Source organism: Burkholderia sp. AU33803 (assembly GCF_002223095.1).
Classification (GTDB): domain Bacteria; phylum Pseudomonadota; class Gammaproteobacteria; order Burkholderiales; family Burkholderiaceae; genus Burkholderia.
The window spans coordinates 1,945,172-1,956,952 of record NZ_NKFJ01000006.1; the positions used below are offsets into that span (position 1 = coordinate 1,945,172).

The 11,781-nt window shown below is 68.4% G+C and carries 12 protein-coding genes; 7 read left to right on the plus strand and 5 right to left on the minus strand.

What is annotated here, in order from left to right; translation table 11 throughout:
- Nucleotides 1-34: 34 nt before the first annotated feature.
- Nucleotides 35-778 carry a transporter gene (locus CFB41_RS25975; protein ID WP_089458424.1) on the plus strand — a complete coding sequence of 248 codons (744 nt, stop codon included), beginning with the start codon at nucleotides 35-37 and terminating at the stop codon, nucleotides 776-778.
- A gap of 58 nt (nucleotides 779-836) precedes the next feature.
- Here the strand turns inward: CFB41_RS25975 and CFB41_RS25980 are convergent, their stop codons facing one another.
- The 3 genes from CFB41_RS25980 to CFB41_RS38985 form a co-directional block, all read right to left on the minus strand.
- On the minus strand, nucleotides 837-1,121 hold the full coding sequence (locus tag CFB41_RS25980) for a transcriptional regulator (protein WP_069251804.1): 285 nt from the start codon (nucleotides 1,119-1,121) through the stop codon (nucleotides 837-839).
- A 79-nt stretch (nucleotides 1,122-1,200) separates the two neighbouring features.
- Entirely contained in the window at nucleotides 1,201-2,076 is an 876-nt protein-coding gene (locus CFB41_RS25985; protein WP_089458425.1) for a LysR family transcriptional regulator, read from the minus strand.
- 77 nt (nucleotides 2,077-2,153) lie between these two features.
- A complete protein-coding gene (locus tag CFB41_RS38985) occupies nucleotides 2,154-2,555 on the minus strand; it encodes a hypothetical protein (RefSeq protein WP_179250166.1) in 402 nt (133 codons plus the stop codon).
- 114 nt (nucleotides 2,556-2,669) lie between these two features.
- Between CFB41_RS38985 and CFB41_RS25995 the strand changes: the two genes are divergently transcribed.
- The 5 genes from CFB41_RS25995 (at nucleotide 2,670) to CFB41_RS26015 (ending at nucleotide 6,660) form a co-directional block, all read left to right on the plus strand.
- Nucleotides 2,670-3,770 (plus strand): serine hydrolase, encoded by a 1,101-nt coding sequence (locus CFB41_RS25995; RefSeq protein WP_089458427.1) that lies wholly within the window; start codon nucleotides 2,670-2,672, stop codon nucleotides 3,768-3,770.
- Between the two features lie 45 nt (nucleotides 3,771-3,815).
- Complete coding sequence (locus CFB41_RS26000; protein WP_089458428.1) at nucleotides 3,816-4,049, plus strand: hypothetical protein; 234 nt, start codon at nucleotides 3,816-3,818, stop codon at nucleotides 4,047-4,049.
- Nucleotides 4,050-4,122: 73 nt separating this feature from the next.
- The gene (locus CFB41_RS26005) at nucleotides 4,123-4,578 is read left to right on the plus strand and encodes a MarR family winged helix-turn-helix transcriptional regulator (protein ID WP_089442248.1); all 456 of its coding nucleotides are present in this window, start codon (nucleotides 4,123-4,125) and stop codon (nucleotides 4,576-4,578) included.
- 67 nt (nucleotides 4,579-4,645) lie between these two features.
- Nucleotides 4,646-5,209 (plus strand): isochorismatase family protein, encoded by a 564-nt coding sequence (locus CFB41_RS26010; RefSeq protein WP_089458429.1) that lies wholly within the window; start codon nucleotides 4,646-4,648, stop codon nucleotides 5,207-5,209.
- The gene (locus tag CFB41_RS26015; protein WP_089458430.1) at nucleotides 5,206-6,660 is read left to right on the plus strand and encodes a DHA2 family efflux MFS transporter permease subunit; all 1,455 of its coding nucleotides are present in this window, start codon (nucleotides 5,206-5,208) and stop codon (nucleotides 6,658-6,660) included. The genes CFB41_RS26010 and CFB41_RS26015 overlap by 4 nt, the downstream gene beginning before the upstream one ends.
- Nucleotides 6,661-6,788: 128 nt before the next feature.
- Here the strand turns inward: CFB41_RS26015 and CFB41_RS26020 are convergent, their stop codons facing one another.
- Nucleotides 6,789-8,507, minus strand: a complete 1,719-nt coding sequence (locus tag CFB41_RS26020) for a SulP family inorganic anion transporter (RefSeq protein WP_089458431.1) — start codon at nucleotides 8,505-8,507, stop codon at nucleotides 6,789-6,791.
- Nucleotides 8,508-9,001: 494 nt separating this feature from the next.
- Between CFB41_RS26020 and CFB41_RS26025 the strand changes: the two genes are divergently transcribed.
- Nucleotides 9,002-10,252 carry a mechanosensitive ion channel family protein gene (locus CFB41_RS26025; RefSeq protein ID WP_089458432.1) on the plus strand — a complete coding sequence of 417 codons (1,251 nt, stop codon included), beginning with the start codon at nucleotides 9,002-9,004 and terminating at the stop codon, nucleotides 10,250-10,252.
- Nucleotides 10,253-10,306: 54 nt separating this feature from the next.
- Here the strand turns inward: CFB41_RS26025 and CFB41_RS26030 are convergent, their stop codons facing one another.
- On the minus strand, nucleotides 10,307-11,728 hold the full coding sequence (locus tag CFB41_RS26030; RefSeq protein ID WP_089458433.1) for a PLP-dependent aminotransferase family protein: 1,422 nt from the start codon (nucleotides 11,726-11,728) through the stop codon (nucleotides 10,307-10,309).
- Nucleotides 11,729-11,781 lie beyond the last annotated feature (53 nt).

The window sequence follows — 11,781 nt, forward strand, 5'->3', positions numbered from 1 at the left end:
GCCGGCAGGCACGCCACGCACGACAGGTGATCCCTTGAAAAGAATGCTTCCGCTCGCAGCCGCGAGCGCCTTCCTCGCGCCGTTCGACGCGTTCGCCACCCACCCGCTCGTCAGCGACGATACGGGCACGCAGGGCAACGCGAACTGGCAGTTCGAGTTCAACGCCGAGGAAACCTCGAAACAGGAAGAAAACGGCCGCCACCAGCTGTGGAACGCGACGCTCACGCGCGGATTCGGCGAGCACGTCGATCTCTACGTGAACGCGCCTTACACGCATCTGCAAACGCGCACCGACCAGAATGGCGCCGGCGTCGGCGATGTCGAGATCGGCATGAAATGGCGGTTCGTCGAGCGCGGCCCGCTGTCGATCGCGCTGAAGCCGAAACTGACCACGCCGACCGGCAACGACCGGCGCGGGCTCGGCACCGGCCGCGTGGGCGCCGGCGCAACGCTGCTCGCGCAGCTCGACGTCGCACGGTTTTCGTTCCTCGCGAATGCGGGCATGACGTACCAGCCGAATCGCCAGGGCGACCTGACGTCGATCTGGGCCGTGTCGGGCGCGGCGATCTACAAGGCGACCGACACGTTGCAGATCGTGGCCGACATCGGCACGTCGCGCCACACGGAAAGCAGCGCAAGCGCGAATCCCGCCTTCGTGATCGCGGGCGCGATCTATTCACCGAAGCCGTGGCTCGATCTCGACCTCGGCTACCGGCGCGGGCTGAACGACCAGACCTACGATCATTCGGTGATGGGCGGCGTGACGGTGCGGTGGTAGCGCATCGACGCCGCGTGTCGAACCGCAAGACGACGGGCCGCTTCCAGCGGCCCGTTTTTCATTGTGCGTCGTTCGCGCCGAACAGTTGCGCGCAGACCGCACGCCCTTCGTCGGTCAGCGCGGCGCTGCCGGTGCCGTCCTCGTTCAACGTCGTCGCGCTCAGGCCCGCGGCGTCGAGCTGCGTCAGCACGCGGCGCAGCGTGCTCATCGGCAGTTGCGCGCGTTTCGCGATCTTCGGCAGCGACCAGGTCTTGCCGGCCGGATCGCTCGCGGCGTCGTTCAGCGTCGCAAGCGTCGCGACGAGTGCGGGATCGAGCGGGGCGTCGTCGGATTCTGAAGTCATGGGCGGCCGTTGTTGAGCGAGACTGGGGCTGGCGATCGGGCGACCGCTGCCGGCTGAGGACACTATACCGCTTCGTCCATCATGCATTCTTGATCGCGGCACGCATGAACGACACGAAGCGTGTGGTGACGGGATCGTCGCGATCCGACAGCCATGCGAGCCCGACACGCCACTTCGCATCCCGGCCGTCGAGCGGCAATACCGTCGCGTCGCGCAGCAGATATTGCGCACGCGACGGAATGAACGCGACGCCCGCGCCGGCCGCGACCGACGCGAGCACCGACTGCACGTCCTCGGCCTGCTGCGTCACGTGCGGCACGAAACGGCGCTCGACGCACCACCGGTCGACCTGCGCGGCCAACCCTTGGCCGCGTGCGCGCTGCAACGCGATGAAGCCGATCTCGTTGAGCGTGCCGAGATCGGTCGGCACGCGCTTCAGGCCGAGATGGGGCGGCACCGCCAGCGCCAGCGCCTCGTCGATCACCTTGAACGACGACAAACCTTCGTCCGACGGCAGACGCAGGAATCCCGCATCGAGCTTGCCCGCACGAAGCCGACGCGTCTGCTCCGCGGACGACAGGTCGCTCAACGTCACGGCAATGCCGGGATTCCGGCTGCGAAACTCCGCGACGAGCTTCGGGACGAGCGTCAGCACCGACAGGCAGATGCCCAGCCGCAAATGGCCGCGCTGCCCGCTCGACAATTCGCGCGCGCGGGTGAGAATCTCGTCCGCATCGCGCACCAGCGCCTGCGCATCGGGCAGGAAGCGCTCGCCGAACGCGGTGAGTTCCGCGCCGTGCCGGCCGCGCTCGAACAGCTTGCCGCCGAGGCTCGCCTCGAGCGCGCCGATCTGCTTGCTCAATGCCGGCTGGCTCATGTGCAGCGCATCGGCCGCGCGGCTGAAATGGCTCAGCTCGGTGACCGTCAGGAAGGTTCGCAGCAGCTTCAATTCCATTCTTAAAAGGAATCGTAACGATCGAAACATTCATTTTACCGATCGAATGCGATGGCGTTCAATACGGACATGCCCTTTCAGGAATCGACCGTCATGTCCGCTGATCTCGTCTGTGAATGCCCGCCCGACGACACGTCGTGCGCACCGGCCGCCCTCGATGAGCGCGCCGCAACGGCCGATCCGCGCGCGCCGAAGCGTCGTGCCGAAAGCGCTGACGGCCGCGGCCGCCGCTTTCGTTTCGGCGATGCGGTGGATGCGATGAGCGCGACGAAAGACGCGCCGCCGCGCCCCGTGACCGGCTCGATCGCGATCAGCTTCGCGGTGGTGTCGCGGCGCAACTGGCCGCGTTGAGCATCGGCGCTATCGATCCACGATCGCGCCGCGTATCGCTTCATCAATAGAGCGACCGCGAGCGCGCACGCCGCTACGCCCTCGTCAAATCGCCAGGCCGCGCTTCCCAAACTCACCGAATCGCGCATCTTTTCCCGCCTTCAATCGTCATCGCCCCGCGATCGACCGTATAATTTTCCGCATCCCGCTGACCGCCCACGCATTTCACGCAGCCTCGCCACGCGTGAAAAGGAGACTTTCGCTTGACCGGCCTCATCGCGCGCCTGCCTCTCGCCCGGACCATCCTGCTCGTCGCCCTGTCGATGCTGATGTTCGCCTTCTCGACGAACGCGTCGTCCGCACAACGTCACGCGCCGCAGCGCGTCGCGCATGGGCAGCCGCATGCGAAAAAGGTCGTCAAGAAAGCCGTCAAGAAAAAGCCCGCGCAGCGTAAGCAGAAGGCCGTCAAGCACCGCCGCCCGCGTGTGAAGCACCAGGCAGTCAAGCGCCAGGCGGCACCGGCCCCGCAGCAGCGCCGCGCCAAGCGCACGACCGCCGTGCGCCCGCGCCCGGCGGCCGCCAGGCCGCGCCTGATGGCAAGCTGCGGCTATAACCCGCGCGCAGTCAACTCGCTCCATTCACGCGCCGCCTACGTGCTCGACGTCGACTCCGGCACGCCGCTGCTGGCCCGCAACGCACGCACGGTGCGGCCGATCGCGTCGATCTCGAAGCTGATGACGGCCGTCGTCGCGCGCGACGCCGCCCGCCCGCTGAACGGCGTGCTGCGCGTCACCGCGCACGACCGCGACACGATCAAGTTCACCGGGTCGCGCCTGCAGGTCGGCTCGGAACTGTCGCGCCGCGAGATGTTCCATATCGCGCTGATGTCGTCGGAAAACCGCGCGGCCGCCGCGCTGAGCCGCGACTATCCGGGCGGACGTGCCGCGTTCGTCAAGGCAATGAACCGCGAAGCGCGCCGCCTCGGCATGCGCCACACGCACTTCCGCGAGCCCACCGGCCTGTCGCCGCACAACGTATCGACGGCGGAGGATCTCGCGAAGCTCGTCGGTGCGGCCGCGCAGGATCCGCTGATCCGCTATTTCTCGACGGATACGTCGACCACCGTGCGCCCGGGCGACGGCGAGCTGCTGTACGTAAATTCCGACCCGCTCGTCCGCTATCGCCGCCTGCCGATCCGGCTGCAGAAGACCGGCTTCATCAACGAGTCGGGGCACGGCGTCGTGATGCGCATGCGTGTGAAGGGCCGCCGCGAAACGGTCGTGCTGCTCGGTGCGCCGACGCGCGCGGGCGTCTCGAGCGATGCCATCAAGATCCACCGCTGGCTGTCCTGCTCGATCCAGTAAGCGCGCACGGGCCGGCCGGCGCGTTCACCCTCACGGAGCGATGCCATGCAGGACGAATACCACTTCAACGCATTTGGCCGGCTACTCGCAGTCGTACGCAAGAACGACCGCTGGATCGTGTTTGCTCTCGGCGCCGAAGGCAAGCGGCGCCCCGCTGACCTGCACATTCCGTCCGCGCTTGCCGCCGACGAACTCGCGCAATACCTCGGCGACCTGCTGCACGAAAGCGCGACCCCGCGATACAGCGAAGTCGTACCGGTCCCGCTCCCCGGCGCGTAACCACCCGCCCGGCTGCACCGCGGTCCGGCGATCAATTCGACAGTTAAACTTGCAAGTTTAACTGTCGTGTCCTATGATCCGCCGCATGAACCCGCCACGCAAATCCGGCGTTTCCGCCGACATCGTCGCCGCCGATCTGACCCTCGCGGTCGGCCAGTTGATCCGCCGGCTCCGCTCCGAAATCGAATCCGGCGGCCTCGGCATGTCCCAGACGAGCGCGCTCGCGCGGCTCCAGCGACACGGGCCGATGACGACCGCCGACCTCGCGCGCGCCGAAGCGATGAAGCCGCAGTCGATGAAGGCGACGCTTGCCAGCCTCGAGGAAGACGGTCTCGTCGAACGCGAACCGCATCCGACCGACGGCCGCCAGATCCTGTTCCGGCTGACCGCGGCCGGGCTCGACGCACGGCTCAAGCGCAACGCCGCGAAACACAAATGGCTCGGCGCCGCGATCGCGCAGCTCGATCCCGAAGACATCGCCACCCTCGCCGCCGCGATCCCGCTGATCCGCCGCATCGGCGAGCAATGAATCCGGCCGGCGCGCCCGGCGGCATTCGCGCGCACGGCTTCCTTCGCCCCTTTCACGGAGTCCCATCATGAGCGCAACCCGTCTCGATACGAACACGGCCCTCGTCGTCATCGACCTGCAGAAAGGCATCGTCGCCCTCCCCACCGCGCACCCGGTCGAACCGGTGATCGCGCACACCCGCACGCTGCTCGACGCATTCCGCAGCCGCGGCCTGCCGGTCGTGCTGGTCAACGTCGCGGGCGGCGCACCGGGTCGCACCGAGCAACCGCCGCGCACGGCACAGCTCCCGGCCGACTGGGCCGAGCTCGTGCCCGAACTGAACCGGCAGCCGGGCGACCACCTCGTGACGAAAAAGACCTGGGGTGCCTTCACCGGCACCGACCTCGACGCGCACCTGAAGGCCGCCGGCGTCACGCAGATCGTGCTGACCGGCGTCGCGACGAGCATCGGCGTCGAATCGACCGCACGGCAGGCGCATGAACTCGGCTACAACGTCACGCTCGCCGTCGATGCGATGACCGACCTCAACGCGGATGCGCATGTGAACAGCATCGAGCGCCTGTTCCCGCGCCTCGGCGAGACGGGCACGACGCAGGACATCGTCGCGCTGCTCGACCGGCGCGGCGCGTGAGCGATCCACGCACTCGGCCGGCGCGGGACCGCGCGGCCGGCCGGCTCGATCCGTCGATCTGGAAGGTCAGCGCAGTCGCGGTGCTGGGCTCGTTGCTGTCGCAACTCGACGCGACGATCGTCAACGTGTCGCTGTCGAGTCTCGCGACCGACCTGCACGCGAATCTCGCGACGATCCAGTGGGTGACGAGCGGCTACCTGCTCGCGCTCACGCTGGTGCTGCCGCTGAACGGCTGGCTCGTCGACCGGATCGGCGCGAAGGCGCTGTACCTGTGGTGCTTCTCGGCGTTCACGCTCACGTCGGCGCTGTGCGGGCTCGCGTGGTCCGCGCCCTCGCTGATCGCCTTCCGCGTGCTGCAAGGCATGAGCGGTGGGCTGCTCGCGCCGATGGCGCAGATGATGATCGCGCGTGTCGCCGGCCAGCAGATGGCGCGCGTGATCGGCTACGCGGCCGTGCCCGTGCTGATCGCGCCGATCCTCGGCCCGGTCGTTGCCGGCGCGATCCTGCAGCACACATCGTGGCGCTGGCTGTTTCTCGTGAACCTGCCCGTCGGCGTGCTGGCGCTTGCGCTGGCCGTGCGGTTCCTGCCCGGCGACCGCGACGACACGCAGCCGCGCGAGCTCGACTGGGTCGGCCTCGCGCTGCTGTCGCCGGGGCTCGTGCTGTTCCTGTACGGGATCGAGCGGATCAACGAAGCGCTCGGCATCGCGGCGATCGTCGCGGCGGCGCTGGTGCTCGCGGCGTTCCTGCGGATCGAAACGCGCAAGGGCGACCGCGCGTTGATCGACCTGGCGCTGTTTCGCCGGAAGGTGTTCGGCGCGGCCGCGTCGACGCAGTTCCTGTCGAACGGCGCGCTGTTCGCGGGCCAGATGCTGATCCCGGTGTTCCTGATCCAGGCGTGCGGCCGCACACCCGGCGAAATGGGCTGGCTGCTCGCGCCGATGGGGCTCGGCATGCTGGTCACCTACCCGTCGATGGGCGCGCTCACGAGCCGGTTCGGCGTGCGCCGGCTGGCCGCCGCAGGCGCCCTGCTCGCGCTGTTCGCGACGCTGCCGTTCGTGTTTCTCGCGCTGACCGGCTACGATCCGTACTTGCTCGTGCCGGCGCTGTTTCTGCGCGGCATGGGCCAGAGCGCGATCGGCGCGCCGTCGATTTCCGCCGCGTATGCGTCGGTCGAGCGCCGCAACCTGCCGATGGCGACGACCTCGCTCAATATCGTGCAGCGTCTCGGCGGCCCGACGTTCACGACGATCTGCTCGCTGTTCCTCGCGTGGCGGCTGCAGGCCGAATCGGGGGCGAGCGGCGGCACGCAGGCGAACGCGTACGCGTGGGCGTTCGCGCTGCTTTGCGTGCTGCACGCGGCGAGCTTCGTCACGACGCTGCGGCTGCCGCTGTGGTCGGCCGGCGCGGGCGGGAAACCTGCCGGCACCGCGCGCGCCGGTTCGCGCTGACTGCGGGTGCGGCGTCACGCCGCGCCGCCCCCCGCGCGGCGTCGCGACGGCAGCCACATCGGCACGATCGACGCTACCCGCGCAACGGCTTCGCGCGCGTGCGGGCGGCGGCCTAGCGCCGGCTCCCGCTACACGATGCCCGGTTCCTGCGGCGCCGGCGTCGTGCCTGCAGCCTCCAGGGCCTGGTGCAGTGTCGGGAAGATGCACGACGCGCCGACGATCTCCGTGATCCGGTGACGATCCATGTCCGCGCGCAGGTAACGGTTGACGCGCCCGAACAGCACACCGATCCCGCGGGCCTGCAGCATCCTGATGAGATCGGTCAGCGTTCGCGCGGCCGAGTAGTCGATATCGGTGATCGCGCCCGCATCGACGACAAACCAGCGCGTCGGCACCGGCGCCGCATCGACGAGCTCGGTCACTTCGGCGGTGAACAGATGATCGTTCGCGAAGAACAGGTCGGAGCCGAACCGGTAGACGATCAGCCCCGGCGCCGTCATCGCGCCTGGCCGCGTGGGCACCGGCTGCCACCGCCCGTTGCCTTCGACCGGTTCGAGCACCATCGTGTGCGGCTGGTAGCTGTGGCGCACGTGCCGCATCAGCGACAGCGCGACGGCCAGCAGGATGCCGTGCTCCACGCCAACCGTCACGACGGCCAGTGCCGTCACCAGCGCGAGCGTGAACTCGCCGGGGCTTTCCTTGCGGATCGCGGCGAGACTGCGCACGTTGATCAGCCCGAGCGCGATCGTGAACACGATGCCGGCCAGCACCGCGTGCGGCAGGTACTGCAGAGTGGTGCTGAAGAACAGCAGGACCACGGCCACCACGGCCGCGAACGCGAGGTGCCCGATCTGGCTGCGCACGCCCGCGCCGTCGGCCATCGCCGTCTGCGTCGGGCTGCCGTTGACGACGAACGCGCCGCCCACCGCCGCCGCCGCATTCGCGGCCGCGAGGCCGAGGATGTCGGCGTTGGTGTCGACCTCCTCGTCGTACTGCTGCGCGAACACGCGTGCGGCGGCCGCACTCTGCGCGATGATCATCACGAAGCAGGAAGCGGCGACCGGCACGAGATCGAGGCACTGCTGCCACGTGACGGACGGCCAGCGCAGCGGCGGCAGCCCGCCGGCGACCGGCCCGAGCACCGCGATGCCGTGCGCGGCGAACCCGAACGCGTAACTTGCGGCGATGCTGCCCACGACCACGATCATCGGCATCGGCACACGCGGCAGGAACCGCTTGCACGCGAGAATCGCGACGACGACGAGCGCCGCGAGCGCGAACGTCGGCCGGTTCGCGTGGACGAGATGCGTGACGACGTAGTCGAGCTGCGCCAGGCTGCGCGACGCCGGGTACGGCACGGCCAGCCCGAGCATGTCGCCGAGCATCGCGATCGACACCTGCACGCCGACGCCGGCGAGAAAGCCGACCAGCACCGTGCGCGACAGGAAATCGGCGAGAAAGCCGAGCTTGAAGAGGCGCGCGAGCAGCAGCATCGCGGCGGTCAGCAGCGCAACCATGCCGGCCAGCGCCACGTACTCGGCGCTGCCGGCTGCCGCCATCGACGACAGCCGGCTCGCGAAGATCGTCGCGGTCGCGGAATCGGCGGCCACCACCAGATGCCGCGACGCGCCGAAGCACGCGAACGCGACGAGCGGCAGGAACACCGTGTAGAGGCCCGTGACGGCCGGCATGCCGGCGATGCGCGCATAGCCCAGCACCTGCGGGATGTCCATCGACGCGAGCGACAGGCCCGCGAACACGTCGCGGATGGCCCCGCCACGGCGGATCGGGAGGATGCCTTTCAGCAGCCGCACGCCTGACGGGCGGCTTTCGTTGGTATCTTGCATGCGTGGAATGCGTGAATACGGGGTGACGGGGTTCGCGAAGTCGTTCGCGCATCGTGCCCCGGGCAGGCGTCACATGGCAAGTGCGCGAAGGTGGCCCATGTCGCTCACCGTCGGCGATGTGCCGCACGCGAAGGCGAGCGTTACGTGCGCCGGCACGGGCGACGCCCGCATGATTGCATGGATCGCCGTTCACGCGCATTGAAGCGCAAAGGCCCGCTGGAGCGGGCCCCAGCCGATCCCCGGCCAGTGCGCGACGCATCCGGCAACATGCGCGTGCGGCGGCTCGCGGTGATGCGCTTTCACCACCTATCCTCACCCGATTACAGAGGAAACCTACGCAATGGTGAGGAGATTCGGGAGCCGCGCACCATGCACCCGCAGTAACGCGCCCGGAACCCGATGGCACAATCACGGTCCCTTTCATGTGCCCTTCACCGGGCGCGCGCCGCGCCGCGGCGCCGATTCAACGCACGAGAAGGCCCCTGTTTGCCCCTATGACCCTGAACGAATCCTGGTTTGCGCCGCTCGTCGGCACCCTCATCCTGCTTGCCGCCGCCGGTGCGATCACCGCCGTCGTCCATTTCCTGTTGTTCCGCGTGGTCGCGCGACTCGCGCGGCTGTCCGCCACGCGCGTCGACGACGCGCTGTTCGAGTTCGGCGCATTCAAATGGCTGAACCGCATCGTCCCGTTCGTCGTGATCAAGTTCGGGCTCGGCGCGGTGCCCGGCATCCCCGAAACGGCCGCGGAGATCGCCGACAAGGTGCTGTTCGCGTTGATCGTGTTCCTCGTGACGATGACCGTCAGCGCGACGCTGTCGGCGCTCGAGCACACGCATCGCACGTACCAGCGCGATCAGCGCGGCCAGCCGCACCTGTCGCTGAAAGGCGCGATGCAGCTCGTCAAGCTCGTGATGTTCATCACGGCCGCGCTGGTCGTGATCGGCGACGCGACCGGCAAGCAGATCGGCCTGCTGCTGTCGGGCATCGGCGCGATGTCCGCGGTGCTGATGCTGATCTTCAAGGACACGCTGCTCGGCCTGGTCGCGGGCGTGCAGCTGTCGTCGAACGACATGCTGCGGATCGGCGACTGGATCACGATGCCGTCGGCCGGCGCGGACGGCACCGTGATCGACATCACGCTGAACACCGTCAAGGTCGCGAACTTCGATCACACGATCATCACCGTACCGACCTGGAAGCTGATCACCGAGAGCTACCAGAACTGGCGCGGGATGACCGAAGCGGGCGGGCGCCGCATCAAGCGCGCGCTGTTCGTCGACGCGACGAGCGTGCGTTTTCTCTCCCCTGACGAGATCGAACGGCTCGAACGCCTGACGCTGCTGAAGGACTATCTCGAGGACAAGGTCGACGCGATCGAGCAATGGAACGGCACGCTCGGCGCGGCCGGCGACTGCCCGGCAAACCGCCGCCAGCTGACGAACCTCGGCACGTTCCGCGCGTATGTCGCGAACTACCTGAAGGGCCATCCGCGCATCCGCCGCGACATGACCTGCATGGCGCGGCAACTGCCGCTCACGGCCGAAGGCATTCCGCTCGAACTGTACTGCTTCACCGACACGACGACGTGGGTCGACTACGAGGCCATCCAGTCCGACCTGTTCGATCACCTGATCGCGGTGCTGCCGGAGTTCGGGCTGCGCGTGTACCAGCACCCGTCGGGCTTCGACATGCGGCAGATGGTCGGCGCCGCGCAAGCCGGGCTGCAGGCGCCGCACGCGGGGTGAGGCATGCGGTGGCGGCCGATCATCGGCCGTCGCCTGCCGCGTGGCCCCCTGCACTCAGCGCGCCGCGCACTCCGATGCGAGCCGCCCGAGCACCTTCAACGCATCCTCGATCTGCCGCGACCACGGATAGCTGTAGTTGAGCCGGATGAAATGCCGGTAATCGGTGCTCGCCGAGAACATGTGTCCGGGGCCGACCGTGATCCCTTGCGCGAGTGCGACCGCATACAACTTCATCGCATCGACCTGCCGCGGCAGCTCGACCCACAGCACGTACCCGCCCTGCGGCTGCGACAGCCGCGTGCCTTCCGGGAAGAAACGCCGCACCATCGCGCTCATCAGGCTCGCCTGCTGCGCGTACTGCTTGCGCATGCGCCGCAGGTGGAAATCGTAGCCGTCGTATTTCAGGTACTCGGCAATCGCGAGCTGCTCGATCGCGGGCGTGGCCAGCGTGTTCAGGAATTTCAGCTTCTCGACCTGATCGCGGTAGCGGCCCGGCATCGCCCAGCCGATCCGGTAGCGCGGCGACAGGCTCTTCGTGAACGACGCACAATGCAGCACGAGCCCGTCGCGGTCGAACGACTTCAGCGCGCTCGGCGTCGCGTCGCCGAAGTGCAGCTCGTGATAGACGTCGCTCTCGATCGCCGGCACGCCATGCTTCGCCAGCAATTCGACGAGCGCACGCTTGCGCGTGTCGGGCATCTGGAATCCGAGCGGATTCTGGAAGTTCGGCATCACCATGCACGCGGCGATGCGTTCGCGTTCGAGGACGCGTTCGAGCGCATCGAGATCGATGCCGTCGACCGGGTGCGTCGCGACTTCCAGCGCGCGCATGCCCATCCGCTCGATCGCGTGCAGCATCGCGTAGAAGGTCGGCGACTCGACGGCGATCGTGTCGCCCGGCTTCGCGACCGCCTGCAGGCACAGGTTGATCGCCTCGGTCGCGCCGATCGTCACCACGATCTCGCCGGGTTCGACCACGATCCCGCGCTCCGCATAGCGCCGCGCGATCTGCCGGATCAGCTCCTGGTTGCCGGGCGGCAGATCGTCGATCACGCCCCAGCGCGTGCGGCGGCGGCCGATCGTCTGCGCATAGCGCGCGAGACGCTGCACCGGAAACTGCGACGCATCGGGATACGGCGAGCCGAGCGGCACCGCGTCGTCGCGCGCGATCGAGCGCAGCGTCGACAGCACGAGCCGGCTTACGTCCACGGCCGACGGCTCGGCGGCCGGCGCCGACATGTGCAGCTCGGCCTCGGCCGGTGCCGATGCGCGCGCACGGACGAAATAGCCCGATTGCGGCCGGCTCTCGATCAAGCCGCGGCTTTCCAGCACGAGGTACGCGCGCAGCACGGTCGTGACGCTGAGCTGCTGCTGCCGGCTCGCCTGCCGCACCGACGGAATCCGCTCGCCGGGCCGGTACACGCCACGCTCGATCTGCGCCTGGAGATCGTCGGCCAGTTGTTCGTAACGCTTCACGCGCCTCCCTTTCAACTTCCCTTCAACGATACAGTTGCGATCCGCACTGTCTG